This is a genomic window from Mesorhizobium sp. M0598 (assembly GCF_040320865.1).
Lineage (GTDB): Bacteria > Pseudomonadota > Alphaproteobacteria > Rhizobiales > Rhizobiaceae > Mesorhizobium.
On the sequence record NZ_JAMYQL010000017.1, the window covers coordinates 1 to 23830 of the forward strand.

The 23830-nt window shown below is 60.1% G+C and carries 26 protein-coding genes and 2 pseudogenes; 13 read left to right on the top strand and 15 right to left on the bottom strand.

The features are described from left to right. Positions 1 to 128: 128 nt before the first annotated feature. From NKI59_RS20495 to NKI59_RS20510, 4 genes are all read right to left on the bottom strand, one after another. Positions 129 to 497: a hypothetical protein gene (locus tag NKI59_RS20495; RefSeq protein ID WP_352455540.1), complete on the bottom strand. Its 369-nt coding sequence runs from the start codon at positions 495 to 497 to the stop codon at positions 129 to 131. Positions 498 to 1135: 638 nt separating this feature from the next. After that, the gene (locus NKI59_RS20500) at positions 1136 to 2362 is read right to left on the bottom strand and encodes an efflux RND transporter periplasmic adaptor subunit (RefSeq protein ID WP_352593945.1); all 1227 of its coding nucleotides are present in this window, start codon (positions 2360 to 2362) and stop codon (positions 1136 to 1138) included. A 3-nt stretch (positions 2363 to 2365) separates the two neighbouring features. Then, the gene (locus tag NKI59_RS20505; protein WP_352594018.1) at positions 2366 to 4729 is read right to left on the bottom strand and encodes an ABC transporter permease; all 2364 of its coding nucleotides are present in this window, start codon (positions 4727 to 4729) and stop codon (positions 2366 to 2368) included. 5 nt (positions 4730 to 4734) lie between these two features. After that, the gene (locus NKI59_RS20510) at positions 4735 to 5442 is read right to left on the bottom strand and encodes an ABC transporter ATP-binding protein (RefSeq protein WP_352706442.1); all 708 of its coding nucleotides are present in this window, start codon (positions 5440 to 5442) and stop codon (positions 4735 to 4737) included. A gap of 302 nt (positions 5443 to 5744) precedes the next feature. Here NKI59_RS20510 and NKI59_RS20515 point away from each other — a divergent pair, with 302 nt between their 5' ends. The 4 genes from NKI59_RS20515 to NKI59_RS20530 all read left to right on the top strand — a co-directional run bounded on the left by NKI59_RS20515 (position 5745) and on the right by NKI59_RS20530 (position 8997). Beyond that, positions 5745 to 6389 (top strand): CBS domain-containing protein, encoded by a 645-nt coding sequence (locus NKI59_RS20515; RefSeq protein WP_352706445.1) that lies wholly within the window; start codon positions 5745 to 5747, stop codon positions 6387 to 6389. 22 nt (positions 6390 to 6411) lie between these two features. Further along, positions 6412 to 7773 (top strand): glucoamylase family protein, encoded by a 1362-nt coding sequence (locus tag NKI59_RS20520; RefSeq protein WP_352640974.1) that lies wholly within the window; start codon positions 6412 to 6414, stop codon positions 7771 to 7773. Between the two features lie 295 nt (positions 7774 to 8068). Then, positions 8069 to 8647 carry a hypothetical protein gene (locus NKI59_RS20525; protein WP_352593949.1) on the top strand — a complete coding sequence of 193 codons (579 nt, stop codon included), beginning with the start codon at positions 8069 to 8071 and terminating at the stop codon, positions 8645 to 8647. 2 nt (positions 8648 to 8649) lie between these two features. Beyond that, entirely contained in the window at positions 8650 to 8997 is a 348-nt protein-coding gene (locus NKI59_RS20530) for a hypothetical protein (protein WP_352593950.1), read from the top strand. Positions 8998 to 9218: 221 nt separating this feature from the next. Here the strand turns inward: NKI59_RS20530 and NKI59_RS20535 are convergent, their stop codons facing one another. From NKI59_RS20535 to NKI59_RS20560, 6 genes and pseudogenes are all read right to left on the bottom strand, one after another. After that, on the bottom strand, positions 9219 to 9665 hold the full coding sequence (locus NKI59_RS20535) for a pyridoxamine 5'-phosphate oxidase family protein (protein WP_352455548.1): 447 nt from the start codon (positions 9663 to 9665) through the stop codon (positions 9219 to 9221). Positions 9666 to 9909: 244 nt separating this feature from the next. Continuing rightward, complete coding sequence (locus NKI59_RS20540; RefSeq protein WP_352593951.1) at positions 9910 to 10200, bottom strand: hypothetical protein; 291 nt, start codon at positions 10198 to 10200, stop codon at positions 9910 to 9912. Positions 10201 to 10522: 322 nt separating this feature from the next. Continuing rightward, on the bottom strand, positions 10523 to 11113 hold the full coding sequence (locus tag NKI59_RS20545) for an NAD(P)H-dependent oxidoreductase (RefSeq protein WP_352593952.1): 591 nt from the start codon (positions 11111 to 11113) through the stop codon (positions 10523 to 10525). 158 nt (positions 11114 to 11271) lie between these two features. Continuing rightward, positions 11272 to 12525 carry an MgtC/SapB family protein gene (locus tag NKI59_RS20550; RefSeq protein WP_352622935.1) on the bottom strand — a complete coding sequence of 418 codons (1254 nt, stop codon included), beginning with the start codon at positions 12523 to 12525 and terminating at the stop codon, positions 11272 to 11274. 2 nt (positions 12526 to 12527) lie between these two features. Next, positions 12528 to 12976: pseudogene (gene trxC, locus NKI59_RS20555) on the bottom strand (thioredoxin TrxC). Positions 12977 to 13136: 160 nt separating this feature from the next. Continuing rightward, a pseudogene (locus NKI59_RS20560) lies at positions 13137 to 13582 on the bottom strand (pyridoxamine 5'-phosphate oxidase family protein). Between the two features lie 274 nt (positions 13583 to 13856). Here NKI59_RS20560 and NKI59_RS20565 point away from each other — a divergent pair. Next, positions 13857 to 14081 carry a hypothetical protein gene (locus NKI59_RS20565; RefSeq protein ID WP_352593954.1) on the top strand — a complete coding sequence of 75 codons (225 nt, stop codon included), beginning with the start codon at positions 13857 to 13859 and terminating at the stop codon, positions 14079 to 14081. On the opposite strand, the gene fixJ is transcribed toward NKI59_RS20565, so the two are convergent. Both fixJ and NKI59_RS20575 read right to left on the bottom strand, forming a co-directional pair. Then, on the bottom strand, positions 14078 to 14692 hold the full coding sequence (gene fixJ, locus NKI59_RS20570; protein WP_352593955.1) for a response regulator FixJ: 615 nt from the start codon (positions 14690 to 14692) through the stop codon (positions 14078 to 14080). The two genes, NKI59_RS20565 and fixJ, sit on opposite strands and share 4 nt — an antisense overlap. Further along, the gene (locus NKI59_RS20575; protein WP_352706548.1) at positions 14682 to 16169 is read right to left on the bottom strand and encodes a PAS domain S-box protein; all 1488 of its coding nucleotides are present in this window, start codon (positions 16167 to 16169) and stop codon (positions 14682 to 14684) included. The genes fixJ and NKI59_RS20575 overlap by 11 nt, the downstream gene beginning before the upstream one ends. A gap of 278 nt (positions 16170 to 16447) precedes the next feature. Here NKI59_RS20575 and NKI59_RS20580 point away from each other — a divergent pair, with 278 nt between their 5' ends. The 6 genes from NKI59_RS20580 to NKI59_RS20605 all read left to right on the top strand — a co-directional run bounded on the left by NKI59_RS20580 (position 16448) and on the right by NKI59_RS20605 (position 19002). After that, positions 16448 to 16582: a hypothetical protein gene (locus tag NKI59_RS20580; RefSeq protein ID WP_352640975.1), complete on the top strand. Its 135-nt coding sequence runs from the start codon at positions 16448 to 16450 to the stop codon at positions 16580 to 16582. 324 nt (positions 16583 to 16906) lie between these two features. Continuing rightward, positions 16907 to 17116, top strand: a complete 210-nt coding sequence (locus NKI59_RS20585; protein ID WP_352640996.1) for a DUF6455 family protein — start codon at positions 16907 to 16909, stop codon at positions 17114 to 17116. A gap of 373 nt (positions 17117 to 17489) precedes the next feature. Continuing rightward, the gene (locus NKI59_RS35115) at positions 17490 to 17960 is read left to right on the top strand and encodes a group III truncated hemoglobin (RefSeq protein ID WP_352783693.1); all 471 of its coding nucleotides are present in this window, start codon (positions 17490 to 17492) and stop codon (positions 17958 to 17960) included. Positions 17961 to 18015: 55 nt separating this feature from the next. Then, positions 18016 to 18474, top strand: coding sequence for an RrF2 family transcriptional regulator (locus NKI59_RS20595; protein WP_352578066.1), 459 nt, complete (start codon positions 18016 to 18018; stop codon positions 18472 to 18474). Between the two features lie 65 nt (positions 18475 to 18539). Next, positions 18540 to 18683, top strand: coding sequence for a hypothetical protein (locus tag NKI59_RS20600; protein WP_352455556.1), 144 nt, complete (start codon positions 18540 to 18542; stop codon positions 18681 to 18683). A 133-nt stretch (positions 18684 to 18816) separates the two neighbouring features. Then, entirely contained in the window at positions 18817 to 19002 is a 186-nt protein-coding gene (locus NKI59_RS20605; protein WP_352594021.1) for a DUF1858 domain-containing protein, read from the top strand. A gap of 4 nt (positions 19003 to 19006) precedes the next feature. Here NKI59_RS20605 and NKI59_RS20610 read toward each other — a convergent pair whose 3' ends face one another. Continuing rightward, a complete protein-coding gene (locus NKI59_RS20610; protein WP_352706447.1) occupies positions 19007 to 19708 on the bottom strand; it encodes a Crp/Fnr family transcriptional regulator in 702 nt (233 codons plus the stop codon). 150 nt (positions 19709 to 19858) lie between these two features. On the opposite strand from NKI59_RS20610, the gene NKI59_RS20615 reads away from it, so the two are divergent. After that, complete coding sequence (locus tag NKI59_RS20615) at positions 19859 to 20296, top strand: pseudoazurin (RefSeq protein ID WP_352706450.1); 438 nt, start codon at positions 19859 to 19861, stop codon at positions 20294 to 20296. A 102-nt stretch (positions 20297 to 20398) separates the two neighbouring features. Then, positions 20399 to 21613, top strand: a complete 1215-nt coding sequence (locus tag NKI59_RS20620; RefSeq protein ID WP_352706452.1) for an NnrS family protein — start codon at positions 20399 to 20401, stop codon at positions 21611 to 21613. 18 nt (positions 21614 to 21631) lie between these two features. On the opposite strand, the gene NKI59_RS20625 is transcribed toward NKI59_RS20620, so the two are convergent. Then, complete coding sequence (locus NKI59_RS20625; RefSeq protein WP_352622944.1) at positions 21632 to 22501, bottom strand: SUMF1/EgtB/PvdO family nonheme iron enzyme; 870 nt, start codon at positions 22499 to 22501, stop codon at positions 21632 to 21634. Positions 22502 to 22552: 51 nt separating this feature from the next. After that, the gene (nirK, locus tag NKI59_RS20630) at positions 22553 to 23659 is read right to left on the bottom strand and encodes a copper-containing nitrite reductase (protein WP_352593961.1); all 1107 of its coding nucleotides are present in this window, start codon (positions 23657 to 23659) and stop codon (positions 22553 to 22555) included. Between the last annotated feature and the right edge of the window lie 171 nt (positions 23660 to 23830).

Consider the following 23830-nt stretch of genomic DNA (forward strand, 5'->3'; position numbering starts at 1 on the left):
CCGAGCAGGGCCTGCTCGACAAGGTCAAAACGGGTCAGGCGATCGAGTTCACAGCCGATCGCGTCAACGGACGCATCACGGTCACCGGTATCAAGTAACCCGGTCGAGCAATGCCATGGGTACGGAAGTCAGGATGAAGGTGCCGGGCAGAAAATCCTCCAGAGATTTTCTTTCCAGTCGTCACGTGCGGAGCGGCTCAGAGGCATCTCTATGGGATATTTTCGCGCACCTACGCTCACATATGCCGGATAGTTACAGCGAACTTGTGCACGGTGCCTGCCGCCATCTTCATACCTGATGGCGCCGTTCGCGTCCGTCTCGACTAGGCCAATAGCGACGTCAAAGTCATAGTCCCCATATAGCGAGACATTGTTGTTCACGACGCTGAGCTGGACCGACGTGGCATCTGGAAAACTAGCTGTGTAAAAGATCAGCTGCTCCGCCGCCATCGAGGGCGGAGTCACCAACACGCCGGCAAATAGTGCAATGGCGCGCATTTTCCTCCTTCCAAGGTTCCAAGGTCAGACTATCACCTCTCGCGTCAATGTTCGAATCGAATGTCCATGTCGGCGTTGGCGGAGACGTTCAGAGGCTGGATAGTCCTCGTCGCCTGCAGCGCACAAGGCGGCTGGCAGGCTCATTATGCGGGTGCTAAGCACAATGTCTTTGCGCGGCGATAGACTCAGCAAGAACAAATTACTTGTTCTTGCATGGCCTTAAAGAGATCATAGCATGAGTAGAAGCGTTGGCGATCCTGGCTTTGTGAGCGGTTTCACAAGAAGATCACAAACGCTCGAGACACTATCGACCGGTCCCGTGGTAGCAAAGCTCGACCTCAACGGCCGATATGCGGCGCATGCCCGCTCGTCAGCCTTGGGCTGATTGCGACAGGTTGGCTTTAGGCTGGGACGACACATGAGAGCTGGCCGACATTCAGGTCATCACGACGATGTCGTGACCTGACCCGAGGCATCGTTGCTACTCACCGGAGGGACGCCGCGAGAGGACTAAAAAGAAGACGTTCAAACATAATCCGTCGAAGTGCCGTCTCGCCATAAATGTCGTCCTTTGTTGTCCACCCGCCAGTTCCCGCTGGTTTCCGCCTTTCCCATCGACTTTGCCGTTCCGACACTAGCTATTGAGAGTATTGGACATCGCGCTCCGCGACGGTCACGCCGTCCGTGACCCTGTCGCTCGGGTGCAGTACCACGCGATCGCCTGGGGCAAGGCCCAACAGAACCTCCGCCGTACGGCTGTTTCGCTGACCGATCTTGATGATAGATACCCGTGTACGGCCGTCCCTTACCGCGAATACCGCCCAGTCGTCTCCTTGTCGGAACAGGGCAGCCACCGGGACGGCCAGGATGTCATCGCCTTTCCAGATCGTGACATGCACTATCACGCGGTAATCATGTCCTAGCCCCGACCACTTCGCCGGAGGGTCGGTGAAGTCGATCGTCGTGCGGACGCGTTGTTCCTCGATGCCAAGTGCGGAAACCTTGGTGAAGCCCGCCGGATCGACGCGGGAGACGCGGCCCTGGACCGGCAGTCCACCCCAGTTGTCGATCCAGACCGGCGCGCCTTGCTTTATGCGGACAGCGTCGGTCGACAACAGGTCCGCGACGATTTCGAGATCGAGCGGGTCGCCGATTTCGATCAGCGGTGCACCGGCTTGGACTACCCCTTCGCTCTCCTGAATGATCTTCAGCACGCTGCCTGCCACGGGAGCGCGCAACTGTATGCAGCAGGCGGGATCTGGCTCCGGCGCGGTTCCCGACTGCTCACCAAGCCGGGCTGCAACGCTGTTACGCTCGTTTCGGCGGACCTCCAGCTGAGCTTTTGCACTGGCCAGGGCTGCCTCATTGGTTTCGACGTCGAACTTGGCGCCATCGAGGGCTTTGAGAGAAATCGCCTCAGTGCGCGCAAGTGCTTCCGCCCGCCCCAACTCCGTTCTCGAAAATACAAGCGCAGCCTCGATCCGGCGCATTTCGGCTGCCGCAAGGTTTACCGTCGCATCGGCCGCAGCCAGCGCCGCCAGCAGTTCCTCGTGGGTGCGCGCATCGTGAAAGCTCGGCAGTGTCGGCTGCATCACAGCCACGACGGTTTCGTCCTTGGTGACGTGGTCTCCGATGTGGCGGGGTGGAGAGATCCGCAGGACTTTGCCGGCGATCGGGGCTGACACCGTATAGACGTGACGCACGCGCGTTTTCGCTTCGTCGTCGATCGTGACTTCCATGGGACCTTTCGTCAGCGTTGCCAGATCCACTGCAATCGGCCGCGGCCATGCGAACCAGACGGCGCCGGCGCCCAAGATGGTCAACGCTACAATGCCCAACGTTCGCTTCATCCAGATCGTGTGCATGGTTCAATCCCGTGTCTTGAGAACGGTGACAAGGTCCAGCTCGTTGAGCCTTCGGCGAACGACGAGCGCGGAAAGCACGGCCGCGGCGATCACGATCGCGCTGGCGAAGACGTAGGTGGACTGCTCAACGATCAGGCGCACCCGCATCAGTTCGCCGGCCAGGTTCTTCTGCATAATCCAGGCAAGACCAAAGCCAATGAGCCATCCAGGCGGCTGCGCGATCAATGTGAGCAGGGCGAGTTCCAACAGCAGGATGCGCAACACTTCACCCCGGGTGAAGCCAAGGACGCGCAAGCTGGCCAACTCCCGCGCCCGTTCGGAAAGCGAGATCCGGGCGCTGTTGTAGACGACACCAAACGCGATGACGGCAGCCAGCCCGGTGTAGATGCTGGCCATTGTCGTGATCAGCAAGGCAACCAGTTTGCGGAAATTCGCAAGCGACACACTCTGCAGAGCCAGGCCGCCGACAATCGGCAGGTTCTTGATGGCGGCATAGAAAGTTTCCCGGCTGTTCTGGTCGAGGCTGACATTGATGCTGTTCACAGACGGCGCTTCGCGCATCAGGCGCGCGAGCGTCTCTGAATCCATCATCCCGCGGATGCCGAAGTAATCTTCGACCAAGGCTGCCACAGGAACGACAGAGGTCCGCCGCGCTCCTTCGAGCAAGTCGACCTCGACGGAATCGCCGACCCTCACCGCGAGAATCCTAGCAAGCATGCTCGAAATCGCCAGGCCCGCTTCCGGCAGAACGACCGGCCGCAGGTCGACATCAATGATGCGGTTGAGATCGGCGTCACGCCGCCTGCCGCTGATCATGATCCGGCGCTCGACGTTTCCGCTCCTGATGCGGACCGGCACCTCGCGGTAGGGCTCCGCGGCGAGAACGCCCGGAAGCCGCGCGATCTGCAGCACGACGTCCAGCGGGCGTTTTTCCACGAAACTGACGGTGGCGTCCTGACGGTCGGCCAGGAAATACGTCACGTCGATGAGCTGCTCCATCGCATCGCCAGTGAAAAGTGACACAATCAGGATGGCTGTCGCCAGCGCAATTCCAAGCGTCGTGAACAACGACCTGACTGGATGGCGAGTGATATTGCGCAACATCATCGTGGTCGGTTGCGACATGAACCTGTCGACTGTGAAGCTCGCAGGCAGCAGTCGCCGATAGCGCGGAGGCGCCGGCGGCTGCATCGCGACGGCAGGCGCCAATCGCACGACCTCTCGAAGCGCTCGCACAGCCCCGATGATTGCAGCGACGAGACTGAGCGCGGCGGCAATGACGTAGAGGTCCGGGCTCTTGGTGAAGACGAGGAACGGAAAATGGAAAAAGTCACCGAACAGACTGGTGATGCGCATCCCCAGCCAAGTGCCCGCTGCACTGCCGATTACAATGCCGATCATCACGATGACGGTGACGAATTTGAGGTAGTGCATGACGATGCTGGCGTTGTTGTATCCCAGCGCCTTCATCAGCCCGATCTGCTCGCGCTCCAGCGCAACGAGCCGGCTCAGTGTGAGATTGACCAGGAATGCCGACACCAAAAGGAAAATCGGTGGCAGGGTCCGGCTCATGTTGTTGAGCATATCGAGTTCGTGGTTCAGCCAGGCGTGCGAAGTCTGGTCCTTCCGGCCATAGGCCGCTCGGCCACCATAGCGCTCGAGCAGGGCGTCCAGGCGCATCATGACCTCACTCTCGGACGCGCCCCGCAGCAGCTTCAACGACACGGACGAGAACGCATCATCGAGATCGTAGGCGCTGGCGAGCGTTTTTTCCGACATCCAGATGAGGCCGAAGCGACGATCGTCCGGCATGATGTCACCTGGCCCGACCGCGTAGATGAACTCGGGAGACAGCGCGATCCCGACAATCGTCAATTCACGTTTCCGGCCGTTCAATATTGCCGAGAATCGGGCCCCGGGCTGAAAGCGGTGGGACAAGGCAAAGCCCTCGTTGACGACGACCTCTTCGGCGCGTCCGGGCTCCGGCATGCGACCAACACGCATGTAGAGCAGGTTGAGCGAAGCCTCCTGGGTTTCGGGCAGGGATATGACTTCACCTGTCGCCGGCTCCAGATAACCCGGTATGTCAAGCAGCACGAGCTTGGCAATTCGTGTGTCGACCGAAGCAACGCCGGGAATCTCGGCAATCCGGTCGACAAGCGTTTTTGGCGCGCGGCTTACCGAAGCAAAGACGTCGGCGAAGCGGTAGCGTTCGTAGTAGGCAGTGCGCGTCTCGTCCAGGGAACGGTAGGATCCGACGGCGAGGATGAGCGTCGCCACGCCTCCGGCAATGACGAGGGCGATGGCAAGCGCTTGCGCCCAGAGCCGCCCGAAGTCGCGGAGGAGCTTGATGTCCAGCGCGCCCATCCTGTTCACCAGACAAGTTCCGCAGCAGTCCGGCGAACCTCGTTTTTGCGGATTCTGGAGATCTGCCCGTCGGCGAAAAACAGGACGCGGTCGGCGACATCCTGGATGCTGGCGTTGTGCGTGATGATGAGTGTCGTGGTGCCAAGCTGGGCATTGATGCCGAGCAGTGCCTCGATTACCCGGATGCCTGTCTTGGAATCCAGCGCGCCTGTCGGCTCATCGCAAAGCAACACGTCCGGGCGCTTGGCGATGGCACGGGCAATGGCCACGCGTTGCTGTTCGCCACCGGACAATTGAGCCGGGAAATGGTGCATCCTCGGTTCAAGCCCGACTAGCGCCAAAGCCTCCTCCGGGCGCATCGGATGATCGGAAATCTCCGTGACGAGAGCGACATTTTCATAAGCGGTCAGGCTGGGGATCAGGTTGTAGAACTGGAAAACGAACCCGACGTGCTGCCGCCGATAGGCAGTCAGCCCCCGATCATCGAGGTTGGTCAGTTCCTGGTCCCTGAAGAACAACTGGCCGCTCGTGGCGTGGTCAAGCCCGCCCATGATGTTGAGCAGGGTCGACTTCCCGCTGCCCGACGGTCCAAGCAGAACGACCATCTCTCCCGCCGCGATCTCAAGATCCAGCTTACGCAACGCAAGCACTTGCGTCTCGCCCGAGGTGTAGGTTTTGGTCAGCGCTCTTGCGGTGAAGACAGTATCAGCCATGGCCGCCAGGGATCGCATGTTCGAGGCACTTGTCGCGTCGGCGCAGACATCAATCCGCGAGGTCGCATGGCACAGTCACCCGTCGAGGTGAGCGCGACATTGATACAAATCAAAACCGCTTCGGGGGCGGTCATGTGTTCCGGTAGCCGCTCGACATGTTGTGGGAGCAGTCGAGTCGGCCGCACCGGTCGGTTCGGAACCGGCATTGACTTGCCTCAAAGAGGTCGGCGGCATTTACGCTACGATGCCGCCGATTGGCGCTCGGGCGCCTGTTCACTTGAACTGAGCCAAGGATGAGGCAGATGAAAGCAAAGGATGTAATGAGTCCAAACATTGTTGCCGTGTCGCCTGACCACAGCGTAAGACATGCAGCGCGGATCATGCTGGATCATCGCATCAGCGGCATGCCTGTCGTCGATGACAAAGGCCGCCTGGCTGGAATTGTGAGCGAGGGTGATTTCCTGCGCAGGTCAGAACTGGGTGCCCCAGTATTTCCGATAGGTGCACCGCGCAGCTATGTGAAGGGCCACAGCTGGAAAGTGGCGGATCTGATGACCTCGGATGTCATCGTGGCGGACGAGGAAACCCCGATAGCGCGAATTGTTGCGCTGATGCAGGAGCACGGCATAAATCGCATTCCGGTGATGAGAGGACAGCGTCTGGTCGGCGTCGTCAGCCGCGCCGATCTTCTGCGCGTCGTCGTTGCGACGAGGTTTGACGACGCTACGGCGGCAGGTGACGATGCGATCCGGCGCAGCATTCTTACACGGCTGCGAGAGGACGCAGGGGTCGAAGCAGACGCGTTAACGCTTATGGTGACTGATGGCCTGGTGCATTTTTCGGGTGCGGTCAGATCGCAGAGTGAACGGGATGCTGTGCGCGTGGTTGCCGAAGGCGTCAGGGGCGTCAAAGGTGTGTTCGACCATCTGTGTCTGGCGCATCCGTGAACAGCGGGGGGAACGCAGCGCGATGCGAGCGCATTCTCCCGAGACCAACAGCGTCGCGAACACCTCTGCCATGCAAGACGATCTGGCGATATTGCAGCGGGAGACATTCGACTACTTCATTCATGAGGCGAACCCCGCCAATGGTCTCATCCTGGACAAGACCGAGGCGGATTGGCCGGCAAGCATTGCGGCCACCGGCTTGGCGCTGGCTTGCTATCCGGTGGGAGTCGAGCGCGGATTCATGACGCGAAGCGCGGCCGCGGAACGCACCTTGGCAACGCTGCGCTTCTTCTGGAACAGTCCGCAGGGCCCCGAGCCCGACGCTACCGGATACCGCGGCTTCTATTATCACTTCCTGGACATGCAGACCGGCCGGCGGACCTGGCAATGCGAGCTGTCGACGATCGACAGCACGTTCCTGCTGGCGGGCGCGCTGGCTGCAGGGCAGTATTTCGATGCCGACACCGCGCCCGAGGCCGAGATCCGGACCTTGGCCGAGGCGCTTTATCACCGTGCCGATTGGCGCTGGGCGCAGGACGGGGGAGAGACCGTCGCCCACGGCTGGACACCCGAGCACGGGTTCCTGAAATATCGCTGGCAAGGCTATGACGAGGCGCTCTTGCTCTATGTCCTGGGACTGGGTTCGCCGACCCACCCCTTGCCCGAGACTAGCTACCCCGCCTGGACCGCAACATTCCGATGGGAAAATTGTTACGGCTACGAGTATCTTTATGCTGGATCGCTGTTCATTCACCAGCTTTCCCATGTCTGGATCGATTTTCGTGACATCCAGGATGCCTTCATGCGCAGCAAGGGAAGCGACTATTTCGAGAACAGCCGACGGGCCACATTCGTTCAGCAACGCTACGCCGTCGACAATCCGCGTGGATTTGAGGGTTATGGCGAACACTGCTGGGGCATCACCGCAAGCGAGGGGCCTGGTCCTTCCACGCTCAAGTTGAACGGCATCGAGCGCCAGTTCGAGGGTTATGTCGCGCGCGGCGTGCCCTATGGTCCCGACGATGGCACGCTCGCTCCATGGTCGGTCGCTGCCTCCCTGCCTTTTGCTCCCGAAATCGTCCGGCCGGCGATCAGCTTCTGCATCCACCAAGCCAAGCTCAAGGCCGCCAATGCCTATGGTTTCAAGGCGGCCTTCAATCCGACGCATCCAGGAACATCCGGCAACGCCTTTGGATGGTGGGTTTCGCCTTGGCATTTCGGCCTCAACGAAGGTCCCGTCGTGCTCATGATCGAGAACGAATGCAGCGGCCTCCTGTGGCGGCTGATGCGCTCATGCCGGTATATTCGCACCGGCCTGCAACGGGCGGGATTTGAAGGTGGCTGGTTGAAAGAGTTCAATCAGGAGTCGACGCCGGCTGCTTGATTCGGCATGGATTGAGTTCGGGTGGATACGACGAAGGCTGAGAAATAGGCGAGCGTTAAGCCGGCGAGGGAAATCGCATTCGGCGGATGCGGAATGGGGTCCGTCCTCACGACCCTTTCAGCGCCGGCCGCCAACAGCTGCGCGTAGGCGTCTTGCATTACGAAGCAGGGCAGTGGCAAGTTTGTTCAAATAAAGCTTCAAAATAATGTTATCGGATATCGCAAATTGATTTCGATCAAAGCGGAACGCCCCCATCGGCCTTTGATCAAAGCTTGTCAACGTAGGAGATGACGTCATGGAAATCTCTTCCCGCGATCTTATGACAGTATTCCACGGTATGGGTTTTGGAGCACTCTTTATGCTCGCGTTTTCGGGTGCACTTGCCGAGCTCTATCGAATGTCTGCGCCTGGAGCCCCATCCATCCCAAGCGCCAGAGAACACAATCTGCTTTTGCTTTATCTCTCGATAATGGTCTTCCTTGCCTGGGGTGCGGTGCTGTCGGGTGCCTACATAGTATATCCGTGGTATCGAGCGGCGGTGCCCCCAGGGGTTACCAATTTGGCCGACTATCCAAAGTTTCTGCTGACCTCCAACCCGAAGACATCCGCGTGGCATAGCTTGGGGATGGAGTGGAAAGAGCACGTGGCTTGGCTTGCGCCAATTGCCATGACGATGGTCGCCTATGTCTTCGCCAAATACGGACCGGCTTTGGCCAGGCAGAAAGAAATCCGCACGGCCGTCATCGGCTTCGCGGTTGTTGCCTTCGTGGCGACTGGTGTAGCGGGTGCTTTCGGGGCGTTTCTCAACAAATACGCCCCGGTTCGTGGTGGCGCGATGATTGAAATCATCGCCGGTGAACAGGAGGGCGAATAGTCATGGCCAATATCAAGCCTATCAGGCCGGACGAGATTCCCAACGGTCCCGGTGCGGCCGCCATCCTGGCCGCTGGAATTGGATCTGCCGCTATGGGGATATTCGCCTTGGCCGGCGATGCCTTTACATCACTCAACCACTTTTTCACGTTTTATACACCAACCGGCGCCTTGTCCGGCGTCTCGACCAGCGCAGTCATCGTCTGGTTGATTGCCTGGTTTATCCTTTCGCGCAGGTGGGCCCCAAAGAACGTGGAAATGGCAAAGGTCCTTTCTGTGTCCTTCGCGTTGCTGGCGGTAGGCGTATTGCTGACGTTCCCGCCTGTCATGGACCTCATCCAGGGCAGGTAGAGAAGAAACTTACTTGAGTTGGGCGCGGGCATGGTCCATCGAAAGCGGCCAAGTTCGCGCGATCTATAGCTTCCCCTTGCCACCGGCACGTTCGCGATCATCGGCGCCGATCGAAATGTCGCGCTGACAATTCAAAGGCTGAATAACGATCGGCCCGGCGCAATCCACTGTCAGCCAGGTGCTTGCGCTGCGTGCAACGCGTCAATCTACCGGAAAACAGCCTATTCTATTGCCTCCCGGCCCGAAATTTCTTCTACGAGAATCCGGAAGAAAACGTGCGGTGTGCTGTCTGACACGGGAGGTGTGATCGGCCTGAGCGCGCCAGGCTCCCACCAGTCCGTGTGCTTGCTCAACACTGCCCATGCATGACCGCGTTGAAACTCGTGGCCGGTCCGGTCACTCAGTTCTTCAAAGCGGCCGTCGACAATGACGCTTCTCCATCCGCGTCCTTGGCCGTGTTCCTCGACCTGGGCGCACACTAAGGGATTGGCTCTCATCCACTCGATCTTCTTGCCTAGCAAGGAAAACGCGTAGAGGTGAGTGTCAGCGTAGGCGTAGTTGAAACACACGACGTAGGGTTGCCCGTCCTTCGCGCATGCCAAGTGGCCAATACGATTGGCCGCTAGCAACTTCGTACATTCGAGTGAAGACAGCGTGCGGATCAGCATCGATGAGATCTCCTGTTTTTTGTATTTCACATCCTGGCAGCCGCACTCGCAATGACGTGGATCAAACTGCTGCGTCCGCTCGGTCGGCAGGGCTCGACCGCGCCTCGGAATGTGCGCACGCCAATGGCAGCGGCAGCTTCAGGCTTGCAATCGCGGCGAGGCCCATTGCTGCGGCAGCGGCGAAGAAGGCGGCGCCTTCCAGCCCGGGGAACCCCGAACAGCAGGCCGGCGGCCGCGGAGCCCACTAGCGCCCGAGGCTGACCGCTGCCGACTCGATGCCGAGTTCCATACCTTGGCGTCGTGCACTGATGCGCGACACCCAGTAGGCGGGCAGCGGGCTGATCACGCCGGCCGAAGCCGAAACAACGGAAACCGCAAACAGCATTTCCGTGAGCCCGGCAAGTATCGGCACAACCGCCAGACCCATCGCCATCACCAGGAGGGCAGGAGCCACAAGCAGCCTCGCCGCTGCCGGGTTGACGAGCGGCGAGAAGACAAGTCCCTGGAGAGGACAGATCTGCGCCCGATCAAACAAGACCACTTCCCCGAGAGGAAAGCGGCGCCCACCGGCGCGGCGACATAGGCAGCAGTCAGGAAGCCAATCTGCCGCGCATTGAATGTCGGATCTGTCGCACCGGCAAGCCGCTCGACCATCATCGGCAGGACCGGCAAGACGATTCCGTAGCCGAGCGCAACGACAAAGGCCGAGGCGAGCAGTGCGCTCAGGGTCCATTGCGACGTCGGCGGGCGAGCCTTTGCTGACCAGCACTTCGCAAAGCCGTGCCAATTCTCACGTTCGCCCACCTTTGCATTCGTGCGAAAGGGGAGTTTTGCTGTTCCGGTTGAAGACGATCGTGCTAAAGCGCCCGCTCACCGAGCCTGCGCATTTGTTCGAACCATTTCGCCCGCGTCGGATCGGTGGCATCCGCGACCATGCCGAACAAGGTTTCGCGCACCGGGCTCACGCCGGCGAAACGCAGAATGCTCCGCCGCATGCCGGCAATGCCGTGACTGAGGAACCATAGCCGGTAAAGAACGGCCGGCATGCCCATCGTGACCACGACGCGAGCGGAGCGGCCGCGGAGCAGTTTCCTGGGCAAGCCGCCACCCTTGTCCCGGTAGGTAAAGGCAGTTCCCGGCCGCATCACCTGTTCCAGAAAAGCCTTGAGCAGAGCCGGCACGGTCCCGAGCCACAGCGGAAAGACAAATACAATGTGCTCCGCCCAGACTATCGCTTCAGCGGCGTCCTTTAGGCTGTCGGGAATCGCGCCGTGCTCGAACTCCTGCACCGTCCGAAGCATTGGAAAATCGAGTGCCGCGAGGTCGACCCGGCGGACGACATGCCCCGCCAGTTCCGCTCCCTCGGCATAGGCCTTGGCGAGACTACGGCAGAGCCGGTGCGGTGATGGATCGGGATGGCCGACAACAATCAAGATGCGCCGCGGCATGGGTTACCTCCGAGGCGGCTTGGCACGAACCGGACGTGCGGGAATTTCGGGGTGAGACCCTTCAAGCTGATCATGGCGTACTCCTTCGCGGAGTTTCATAAAGCGGCTGTCCGGCTTGGCCCTTGATCGGCATCAAAAGAGGCCGGTTCTCGGCGCTATCAGAAGGTCGATGGCAGCAACATCGTGCCGTAGCCGGCTATTGCGGCGACGAGGGTTGCACCTGCGAGCGGGAACCAGAACCTGATCGGGCCGGCAAATGCGGCCAGCGACAGGCGGCAGATCGCGTTTGCTGCCAGTGCCGCGAGCACCGCCTGGCCAATGGTCTCGACAGGGACCGAATGCTTGACCAGGCGCAAGGCACTGAGAACCGAGACATCGACATCGAACATGCCTGCAAACGCCGAACTCGCCAGCAAGCCGCGTCCGCCGAATTGAGCAGCCAATGCAGCGCTCGCGGTCGCGACGATCGCAAACAGCAGGGCAAAGAGCAGCAACGGGCCTAGGTCGAATGGATTGCGCGCGACCGCGGGACCCTCGTGATCCCCGCTGTCCCGAGCCAGCAGCAATGCTCCGCAAGCAGCGAAGGAGAGCGCCGCGGCAATTGCGGGAATGCCAACCGAAGCGAACACGATTGGCTCGACGATCAGAACCACGGCGCAGACGCGTAGCAAGGAAACCATTGCGGCCAGCGACGCCGCGCCAGCGAGCGGCAGAGGATTGCTTCCCGACACGGCGTTGCGGGCCAGCGCCACGGTTACGGCGGTGGAAGAGATGATGGCGCCGGCGAGCGAACTGACGAGCAGGCCGCGGGTGGTCCCCAGGACGCGAACGGCGACATAGCCGGCGAACGATATCGACGCCATCAGCACCGTGAGGAACCAGACTTCCCATGGATTGAAGCCGCCCCATGGATCCATCGTCCGGTTTGGCAGCAAGGGCAGGATGATCGCGCTCATCACAGCCAGGATCAGCGCGGAACGAAGCTCGATCCAGGTCAGCCGCTTCAGGAGGCCGTGCAGGATTTCTCGACTGGCAAGGATGGCCGCGAGTGCTGTTCCTCCTGCAGAAGCGGCGCGGTAATCGCCTGCGACGGACAATGCACCGAGCGCGAACACGCAAAGGGCTGCTACTACCGCCGTAACACTGAAATCCTCATCATGGGCTGCCTCACGCGCCTTGTACCAGGCGAAGATTGCCGCAAAGGCGATGAAACCACCGACCAGCACGGACACTGCGTCGAGAGCATCGGCCAGAGCTGCGAGAATGCCGCCGAGCAGACCGGATATGCCGTAGGTTCGAATTCCGGCCGTCCGGCTACGATCGGGCGCGTCCCGCTCTCGCCAGCCGCGCTCCAGTCCGACGAGCAGGCCTATAGTCAGTGCAAGTCCGAGTCGGGCGATGAGCGGATCCACGATTAGGCGCCGGCCACAGGCAGGTGGTCGCGGATCCACCTGACGATCTGCCCCGCCGTCATTGCACCGGAAGTGCGCGCAACCTCATGTCCGCCATGGAACAGGATCATGGTCGGGAAGCCGCGAATGCCGAGCCTGGCTGAAACGGCCTGCTCATTATCGGAGTTGAGCTTGATCAGCCGAACATGCGGTTCCAGTTCGTTTGCTGCGGCTTCATATGCGGGCGCCATCATCTTGCAGGGCCCGCACCATGGCGCCCAGACATCCACGACAACGGGAACGGTGCCTCGCTTGACCTGACGATCGAAGGTTCGTGCATCGACGTCCTCGGGGTGGCCTGAGAACAGCTTTTTCCCGCACTTCCGCATTTTGCGTTTTTGGCATCGCGCGCTGGCGGCAGTCGATTGATTCCGCCGCATTTGCTGCACACCACCAGATTTTCCTGCGCCATCGCCCTTCACCACTGGTATACATGCGCCACAGAGTGCCTATCCCCAAGCTGGCTCGGACTTCCAATGTTTTTTTGCGCGATGGACGAATTGGCGTGAAAACGGATTGCACGGCACAATCCACAGCGGCTGTGCGCCCGCGGTGTTCGGACGGGAAGCACGCTATTCCTTTGCTTCCCGACCCGATGCCTGCTTGATAACGATCCTGAAGAAAACATGCGGAGTGCTGTCCGAAACAGGAGGCGTAACCGGCTTCAGAGCGCCAGGCTCCCACCAGTCGACGTGCTTGGTCAACACCGACCACGCATGGTCGCGCTGAACCTTGTAGCCGATCCGATCAGGCAGTTCTTCATAGACACGATCGACAACCACGCTTCTCCATGCCCGCCCTTGGCGGCGTTCGTCACCTGGACGCACACCAGCGGATTGGCACGCATCCAGTCGACCTTTTTGCCCGGCATGGAAAATGCATAGAGGTGATTGTCGGCGTGGGCATAGTAGAATGGCACGACGTAGGGGTGTCCATCCTTAGCGCATGCCAAGTGGCCGACCCGGTTGGCCGTCAGCAATTTTGTACATTCCAAAGCAGAAAGCGTGCGGATCAGCATCGGCGCGATCTCCTGTTTTTCGTGACAGCACGGTGTCGCCGGTGCTCCATCGACTCTGATATTCGTCATCGCGGATCGTAGCCCTGCCGCCAGGGAGGTCATTGATCACGATCAAGGAGTCGGTCGGCCGACAGATGAATCGACAACCATGGCTAGGCCCGCCGGTGACTCGCATGGCGGCCCATGTCAGTGTCAGCGTCCATACCGGAGTGGGGATTTGGAAAATGATCCAGATCAAGGCGGGGCCTGCTGCTCCCACCCATCATAGGGGATGATGTGGAAGCCGATCTCAAGCGCTCCGTTCGATCGTGAGCTGGAACTGGCCGTCCTCGACGAGGACGGCGAACATGCGCTTGTCTTTCCGTGCATCAAGGAGCGGGAAGGCTGGAAGAACGCCGCCACCCGCGCACGCATCGACGTTCACCCGACCCACTGGCGAGACTGGGTGCCGGATACGATCCCGGCAAACAACCACAGGTCTCTTACTGACTCGCTTTAACGTTTGGACTCCACAACCAAAGCCATGCGCACGAGATGCGACAGACTGCTCGCGGCCATCTTGCTCATGACATTGGCGCGATGGATCTCGACCGTGCGCGGGCTGATGCCGAGGTCATAGGCAATCGTCTTGTTCGGCAGGCCGGACACAAGGCCGTCCAGCACTTGTCGCTCCCGCTCCGACAGGGCCGCCAGACGACCACGGATTTCCACGCCTTGTGGGTGTGTCGCCTCCGTCCGATTGCGACTGTCCAATGCGGAGCGGATCGCTTCGATCAGCACCTCGTCGTCAAACGGCTTTTCGATGAAGTCGGCGGCACCTTCCTTCATCGCCTGAACAGCGAGGGCCACATCGGCATGACCCGTCATGACGATGACCGGAAGCGTATGCCCGCGGCTCCGGAGCTGTCGCAGGAACTCGATGCCGTCAATGCCCGGCATGCGCACATCGGTCACAATGCAGCCGTCAAGACTGCTCGTGGCCACCGCCAGAAAAGCTGTCGCCGATTCGTACAAGCGCACGGCGAAGTTGGCCGTCGCCAACAGAAAACCAAGCGATTTGCGAACGTCGACGTCGTCGTCGACGACGTGCACAAGATTGCTACCGGCCACTGGCGACCTCTTCCTTTTCCCAGATGCGCAAGGTGAACCGGAAGGCGGTTCCTCCGGCCGGCATTGCCTCAGCCCAGATGTGACCGCCGTGCGACTCGACGATCGTGCGGCAAATAGAGAGGCCAACCCCCATGCCCTGCTTTTTGGTCGTGACAAATGGCTGGAAAAGCTGGGCGGAGACTTCCGGCGCCAGTCCAGTGCCTGTGTCAACCACGCTTACCTCAGCCATGCCGTCATCACGGGCTATGGTTATGATTTGCAGCTCGCGGCGTGGCATGCCTTGCATGGCTTCAATCGCATTGCGCATCAGGTTCAGCAGAACCTGCTGAACCTGGATGCGGTCGGCCAAGACCAGTTCGGCGGCGGGATCAAGCTTGTAGCTGGCGCGGACATCTATTTCTCTTGCGCCGACCAGGGCCAGTGACGAGGCTTCCTTGATAATCGCCGGCAGGCGTTCGACCTGGCGCTCGCTTTCGCCTCTTGCGACGAAATCGCGAAGGTGGCGAATGACGTCTCCGGCCCTCAAGGCCTGTTCCGCTGCTTTTTCGACGGCCTCCCTCAGCATCGGCGCGTTGTCTTCCGTGCTTTTTTCGAGAAGCCGCCGGCTGCCTTTAAGGTAGTTCGTAATGGCGGTGAGCGGCTGGTTGATCTCGTGGGCAAGCGTCGAGGCCATTTCGCCGAGCGCAGTAAACCGCGCCATGTGGAGAAGCTCCAGCTGCTGCTCCTGTATTCTTGCCTCCGCCCGGTGGCGTTCGGTCAAGTCGCGGCAGAAGCCGGTAAAGAAGCGCCCGGTTCCCGGATGCATCTCGCCGACAGAGAGTTCCATCGGAAAGGTCGAGCCGTCCTTGCGCATTCCAGTGACGGTGCGACCGAGCCCGATGATCCGGCGCTCCCCTGTCGCTAAATAGCGGTGAAGATAGGCATCATGCTCTTCGCGGTAGGGCGACGGCATCAGCAGATTGACATTCTGGCCGATGACTTCGCTGGACTGGTAGCCGAACAGCGTTTCGGCAGCCGTGCTAAAGGATTGAATACGGCCTTGTTCGTCGATGACCACCATTGCATCGGGCACTGTCGCTAGGATCGAACGCAAATGATCTTCGCGCAGTCGAAGTGCGGCGTTTGCATAGGAGAGTTCGCTGACGTCGGTGCCTTCGACGAAGATCGCAGTGATGCGACCATCGTCAGCCTTGATGGGCTGATATACGAAATCGAGGATGCGTTCATCGACCGGCTCGCCGTCCTTGTTGCGAAGGGCGACCTTCACGCCTTGACCTCTGTAGGGCTTGCCCGTTTCGTATACTTGGTCCAGCAGTTCGTAGAATCCTTGGCCTTCGAGCTCGGGCAGGGCCTCGCGTACCGACCTTCCTATCACTTGCCTCTGGCCAATCAGACGTTGATAGGCGGCATTGGTCAGCTCGAATACATGACCCGGCTCACGCATCAAGGTCATGAAACCAGGGGCCTGCTCGAACATCTGGGAGAGCCGGTCGTGTTCGGCCGCGACCCGCCCTTCGGCGCGAACGCCGGTCGACAGGTCACGTGTTTGTTTGTCGTCCAAATCAAGTCCTTTGATCAGGGAACCCGCAACGCATTCTAACTATCATTCATCGCTCTTTCTGCACACGCAAAAACCGGCATAGTCAGAGGTTCGGGATCCGGTGAGTAGTGTCATTTGACACGCATCAAGGCGTCGAGTGCCGGCGGATGCACTTCATCATAGCATCCAAACGCTCCAGCGAAAGGCGACCACAAATGTGCTACAAAGAAAGCATCTGTGACAGCCTCGCGGACGTCCCCGTCTTTCTTGAGCACCACGGCATCACGGTGCGGACCGAATTCATCCCGGCGATGGTGATGGCGAACAGCTGGTGGCGTTCGCACGCATGATTCATGCAGACCTGATGGTTTCCGGCGCATGCGGTCATAGCCGCCTGCGGGAATGGGCGTTCGGCGGCGTCACGCGTACGCTGATGGAAGAGAGCAGCATCAACCGCTTCATGTTGTATTGGCCGCCGGTCGCATCAGGACCTTCACGCCATCGCTTGAGGCACGCACGATAGATATCACCACGAGGGAGACGCCTGTTGACCGAGATCAATGCAGCGATCGCCGATATCGCAATGATCTGCCAGAAAACGGGAGCGAAACGACATGAGTTTTCTCGACTACCTGATTTCAGTTGACGCCAGGACCGCCTTGATGAGCCGCATGATGCAGAAGCTCGGCGTCGACAAATATTTGAAGGTCGTTCCGGACCATGTTGCCGTCACCAATCGAGCGGTCGACCGGTGTCGCTCCTGCGGGCACCAGGATGAATGCTCGACTTGGCTTGATGAACACCAGCAAGCTGATGATCCGCCAGACTATTGCCGCAACCGCGACCTGATCGCACGGCTGCAGCACGCAGCCGGCCAACGATAGAGCGGTTGTGCAGGCATACCGCAGATCGCGTCACCAAGGCCGCGTGCTGCAGCTCCTCGATTTCCTGGGCGGTCATTGCTCGGCCAATGTTTCGCATCTGCTGGCTGATGGCGTTCCGGCGCACACCGCCCGCGAATGCCTGCAACTCCGCTCTCATTAAACAGCCGACCGGCCCCTCCAGCCACGAGCTGCCCGCCAATAAGATATATTGACAATCTTTCTTTAAGGTGCGATTCCGACCCATACCGACGAAGGCCTCCTTTGAAGCAAATGCATCAATCGTCATCGTGGACGCGACTTCACTCGGTGCGTTGCGGAGCTGTTTGAGTGTGGGAATTATTTTGAGGTCTTTGGGTCTTCGAAAACTAAGAGCATGCACATGATTGCGAATGGTCGGAGCAACAAAACGATCGTCATCGGTGGTGCCCCGTTGCCAGACGTGCTTGACGAGGCCATGATCCGTCTTGTGGTTGACGGCTTTTATGATGAGATTCGCCGCGACGACCTTCTCGGCCCCATCTTTCATAACGCTATCCATCCTGAGGCTTGGCCGCGCCATCTGGCTAAGATGTGCGACTTCTGGTCCGCTACGCTGCTCCGGTCGTCCCGTTATGAAGGCCGTCCATTACCGCCACACCTGGCGATCTCCGGCCTTGGAGTCGCGCATTTCCGGCGTTGGCTAAAGCTGTTTCGCGCAACGGTGCGCCGTGTTTGCCCACCCGAGGTTGCGGCGCTGTTCATGGACCGCGCACTGCGCATAGCTCACAGCTTCCGTCTCGCGGTCGCCTTCAGCCGTGGCGAGACTACGATGGGCATTGAACCGATCGTCGAGAAGGACCTGTGATGCGGGGCTGGATTGTAAGTGGCTCCTGTACGAGAATTGCAAAGAGGAACCATTAGTGCGGTTGACCAATTTCTCGGACTACGCCTTGAGGATGCTAATGTACGCGGCCTCTGCCGGTGATCGCCTGATCACGATCGAGGAGGTGGCACGCACGTTCAAGGTATCCAAAACGCACCTCAACAAGGTCGCCAACACCCTGACGCGCGGCGGTTACTTGAAAGCGGTCCGCGGCCGCTCCGGTGGGCTAGCCCTCGGGCGGAGCCCCGAGATGATCCGGATCGGCGACGTGGTACGGCTGACGGAGCCAGATTTCGCGCTTGTGGAGTGCTTCGGGACCGGAAATCAGTGCGTGCTCACCGGCCGCTGCAAACTTTCAGGAATGTTCGGCGACGCGATGGCCTCCTTCCAGAACACCCTTGATCGTTACACGCTGGCCGACGTCGCATTGATGCCCCAGGACTTTGTCGGCGGGCTGCCTGCATCCGAAGCTTCGGCGTACGATAAGCATGGGTAAGGCCTCGATCGACAATTCAACCGCAACGCCGCGCGGTTCGCGTCTGCCGGCCCGTGGAGACAAGCATGACTGACCCAGACAAAAATGACACACCGGTGGCCAACCAATTCGAGTCGGGCGTCGACCTGAACAACACGCTGCTCCCTATGCTGATCGGCGGGCTTGTTCTGATTGTCATCGGTGCAATTATGGTCATGACGTTTGTCTAGCTTTTCCTAGCCAAACGGCAATGCTCATCAAAGTTGCGAAAGCGCAAAGAAGGCGGCCTGAGAGGAATCTATTAAGACGCTTCGCAATGGCGGAGACTTCATCGTGAAGGAGCTCAGTTCGTTCAATTCCGACATGGTCGTCGACGAGATCATGAGAAAATGGCCGGCAACGGTGGCTGTCGTGCTGAGATACAGGATGCTTTGCGTCGGTTGTCCAATCGGTACCTTCCATACGATCGCTGAGGCGTGCCGAGAGCATCAGATCAATGAGACCGCCTTCCTGGTGGATTTGGAATCGGCTGTTCGAGCGCGCAGGTGATAAATCAGCGCTTGGTTCGACTCCCTGAGAGGACCACAAGCCGGTGCGCGTCCTTGACAGTGACTTTCTGGCGTCCGCTGGCAATTATCCCATTCTCTTCCCATTTGCTGAGCAGCCGGCTGACCGTGTGCAGTGTCGTCCCCGTCATTTCGGCAATGTCCTGCCTCGAGATCGGAAAGTCGATTTCGATGCCGCTGTCGGTCTTCCGACCAGTCTGATTTGCCAGTCGCAGCAGCGCGTGAGCAACGCGCTGCTCCACCTGTTCAGTGGACATCTCCACAACCCGCGTCTGGGTTTCTTGCAGCCTGTTTCCGACCGTCCGGTAGGTGGTCGCCCCAAACACAGGAAACCGCTTCGCCAGTCCCGGCCATAGCGCGTTGGGCCAGGCCAACACCACGCAGTCCACCGCCGCGACTGCGCTGGCGGGGTAAGTCGTCCGGCCAAGGGCTGCGGCGACGCCAAAGATCTCGCCTTCGCTGATGTATCTAGCGATGACCTGCTGTCCATCCGGCGTGGTGCGGACGACGCGGATGTGCCCGGCGATCAGCACGAAGAAGGAATGGGCATCGGCTTCCTGCGCGAAGATCGTCGTCTCCTTGGCATAGCGAGACGACCGCGCATCTCGCAGGATCTCGCTCTGCTCGTCGGGCGTCAGTCCTTGAAAGAGCGGCAGCCGCGATATCAGCGATCGGTCCAACGCAGCCAAGCGGATTCCTCACGATCCTGTAGTTTCGCATCAGTCCATGGAAGAGCTTTCTACTCCGAGTTTGCGCCAGCGCAAATTCTGCCGGGGCTTGTCAGGCTAAAAGGCATGGAACGGCCAAATGCCGTGACGACGAAACAAAAGGACGAACCGATGAAACTCTCCATCCTCGCCGCCACAATCTCCATCCTCGCGCTCGCCGGCGGCGCAAGCGCGGAAGAGCATGTGGTGCAAATGCTCAACAAGGGCGAAAAGGGCGCCATGGTTTTCCAGCCGGCCTTCGTCAAGGCAGTACCCGGCGATACCGTAAAGTTCGTGCCGACCGACAAGAGCCATGACGCAGAGTCGATCAAGGGCATGCTTCCGGATGGCGCTGAGCCTTTCAAGGGAAAGCCCAGCGAGGAGATCACCGTCACACTCACCCAGGAAGGTGTGTATGGCGTCAAATGCGCGCCGCACTACGGCATGGGCATGGTCGCGCTGATCGTTGTCGGCAAGCCGGTCAATCTCGATACCGCCAAAGCGGTCAAGCATCCCGGGAAGGCAAAGACAGTATTCGCCGAGCTGTTCACCCAGATCCCGGCCAACTGACGGCATTCGATACAGCCATGCCTGCCACATAAAGCGCGGGCGCGGGCCGGACGGACCGAGGGCGGCGGTTCATCCGGCCCTGTTCATTTGGAGACGCAAATCATGGGGATTCCACGCCTGCGGGCCTACACCGGGCCCGCATTTCTTTCCTACGGATTCAGGCCGTTCTTCTTCCTTGGGTCGCTGTATGCGTCGCTCTCCATTCTGCTTTGGCTGCCGATGTATGCCGGCGAACTCAATGCCCACAGTGCGTTCGTTCCCGTCGACTGGCACATTCACGAGATGCTGTTCGGCTATCTGTCGGCGATCGTTACCGGGTTCTTGCTGACCGCCATTCCCAACCGGACCGGCCGGCTGCCTGTGCAAGGCCTGCCGCTGCTGGCGCTGGTGGTCCTGTGGCTTGCCGGCCGTGTCGCTGTCTTTGTCTCGGCGGATATCGGCTGGGAAGCAGCCGCCGTGATCGATGGCTCATTTCTGCTTGCGGTTGCTGCCGCGGCGGCCCGCGAGATCGTCGCAGGACGGAACTGGCGTAATCTCAAGGTGCTGCTGCCGCTTGCCGTCCTGGCTGGCGCCAACGGCACGTTCCACATCGAGGCGCATCTTCAAGGCACATCCAACATCAGCCGCAGGCTCGGCATGGCCGCGGCGATCATGCTCATCTCGTTGATCGGCGGGCGCATCATTCCGAGCTTCACCCGCAACTGGCTCGTCCGCGAAAATCCTGGCCGGCTGCCTGCTCCGTTCGACCGTTTTGACATGGCATCGATAGCCATCTCAGCCATCGCGCTGGGAGCATGGACGTTCGCGCCCGACAACAGCGCCTCAGGAATGCTCCTGGCGGCCGCTGCAATCAGCCAGGCGTGGCGCTTGTCGCGGTGGGCCGGCGAGCGCACCTTGCGGGATCCGCTGGTGCTCGTACTCCATCTCGCATATGCCTTCGTGCCGGTCGGTCTCGCCCTTGTCTCGGTGTCGATCTTCTTCCCCGATGCCGTGCCGGCGGCGGCGGGACTCCACGCACTCGGAACTGGCGCGGTCGGCGCGATGACGCTTGCCGTGATGACCCGCGCAACGCTCGGTCACACCGGGCGAGAGCTCAAGGCTGGAAAAGGCGCCTCGTTCATTTTTGGAGCCGTCCTCCTCGCAGGATCATTGAGAATCCTGGCTGCCTTCGTCCCCTATGACATAGTGATCGACATGGCCGGCACCGCATGGGTGGCGGCATTTGCCGGCTTCATTCTGATCTATGGAAGTGCGTTGATAAGGCCAAAGGTGCGGCGAGGCGGCGGGGAGAGCAGGCGACCGTCGAAACGCGAATGAAAAGCCGCTTCTGATTTGTCAGGCAATGCCGAGGTAGCCGACGATACGGTTCGCCCAGCCCCGATGGTCCCGGACCAGCCTGAAACCCAGATTGTCGGGAGGCGTGCCAACGGCACAGCCGCCGCTTTTTCCGTCGCTGACGAAGTTCGACATGTAGGCTCTGTGAAGCCCTTCAAGGACGTGGACGCCGCAATTGTCGACCGAACTCGCAACGCCGCTTCCATCCGCAGGCAATGTGGTGCGGACATAGCAAGTCGAAGTCCACTCCCAAACATTGCCGGAAAAGTCGGCGAGGCCCAGGGAATTGAAACCAAAAGAGCCACGGCTCTTGGGCAACGGGTCCGGTTTGCGATTGAGGTCCACCTCGGCCTTGTAGCTGGTGAGCCAGCGTCTGGCGGGGTTGTTGGCGTCGTTTTCGACACCCTCAAATTCCCCTGCGAACCGCTCCGCCGCGGCAAACGCCCATTCTTCGTCGGATGGCAGCCGCCATTGGTCGCCCGTCACTTGCGAATACCACCGGGCGTAGGCATTGGCATCGAGATAGCTCACTCCAGTTACGGGAGCGTTGCTTGGGATCGCGCGCGTCTCCTGTGCCGGCTGACAGCTTCCTGCCGACACACAGTCCGCATAGTCGGCCGCGCTGATCTGGTAGGCCATGATTTCGAGAGGTCTGTTGAGTTGCCGCTTGAGGCGGGGATTGGCTTGCGGGCGTCCCTCCATCAGGAACTCCCCTGGCGTCGGATAGGTGATCGAACCCGAAAGCAAGGTAACCGTCATAGCGATGGGGTGAGGTTGTCGATCCCCGAAGACCGTCTGTATCGAGAGCCCTGCCGGAACGGCAGCGGCGACGAGGGCGACCGGAAGAACCTTGAGGATCAATGGAGACATCGCTTTGTCCATGCCCGGACAGCATCGCTGTCCGGGCAAATTGGAGTGCCGTCAGTTGGTGGCGAGGGGTGTCGGCGCCTCGACCTGCGTCATCAGGTCGTCATTCCATTCGCCCTCGACCATAAAGTGAGCGGTCGCACCGAGTTCCACGGCCTCGATCAGATTGTGATTGACATAGGCGTAGACGCCGGGCTGCAGGAACGTGTAGAGCGCCGACCCCGCGGAGCCGCCACGGATGAACCAGGTTTCCAGATCCTTGGCCGGCGGATTGGCGAATTTGCCCTGTTCCCAGACATAGTCGCCGTGGCCACCGATCAGATGCGGTCGCGTATCGCGGTTGGCCTGCGAATGGACGATCAACACGGTCTCGCCGACCTTCGCCTTCATCGCATTGTCGCCGGTCAGCGAACCGACCTTGCCATTGAACACCACATGCGTCGGGATCAGCCCGCGCATGACCTTGACGATGTCGTCGTAACCGTCGCCGGCCGATTCGTAGGTCTTGAAGTTGCCCTTCTCGTCGCGCGGAATATAGAAGTCGTTCTCGCCGATGTAGAAGATCTTGTCGTACTTTACCGGTTCGCCCTTGTCGTTCCTGAGCCCATCGCGCGGCAGGATCATGATGGCGCCGCTCATGCCGGAGACGACATGCCATGGGATCATCGCGCCACCGGGTGCGCAGTGATAGACGAACGTACCCGTTCGGGTTGCCTTGAAGCGCAAGGTCACCTGCTCGCCGGGATTGATCAGCGTCAGGGCGCCGCCGCCCAGCGCGCCGGTTGCGGCGTGGAAATCGATGTTGTGAGCGAGTGAGTTGGTGTCGGGATTGATGAGCGTCAGTTCGACATAGTCGTCCTGATGCACGACCATCAGAGGGCCAGGAATCGAGCCGTTATAGGTCATCGCATTGAGCGTCGTGCCGTCGGCATCGATGACGACGGGCTTTTCCTCGATGGTCATGGTGAACTCGACGATTTTCGGTCCAACCGTGGCGATCTGATCGTGCGGATGCACAAAGGGCGGTGCCACGAGCTCGATCTTTTCGCGGGCGAACCCTCGAATGTCCGTCTTTGTCACCGTTGCCGAAAATGCCGGCAGTGCCGCCACGGTGGCAGCGCCAATCGCTGCTCCGAAAAGGGCGTCGCGTCGCGTGATCATGTCAGTCTCCTATCTCTCAACCGTTGCGGATGAGCAGAAGGTATCTGGCCTGACGCAGCGTTTCTTTGCGCTGGCGCAAATTGGTGGCGTTCAGTGTTAGGCAGCAACAACCCCGGAAACAGCAATCGTGCGCGGCATAGTCGCAGTGGGGAAGGTGTGTGGGAGCGGTTG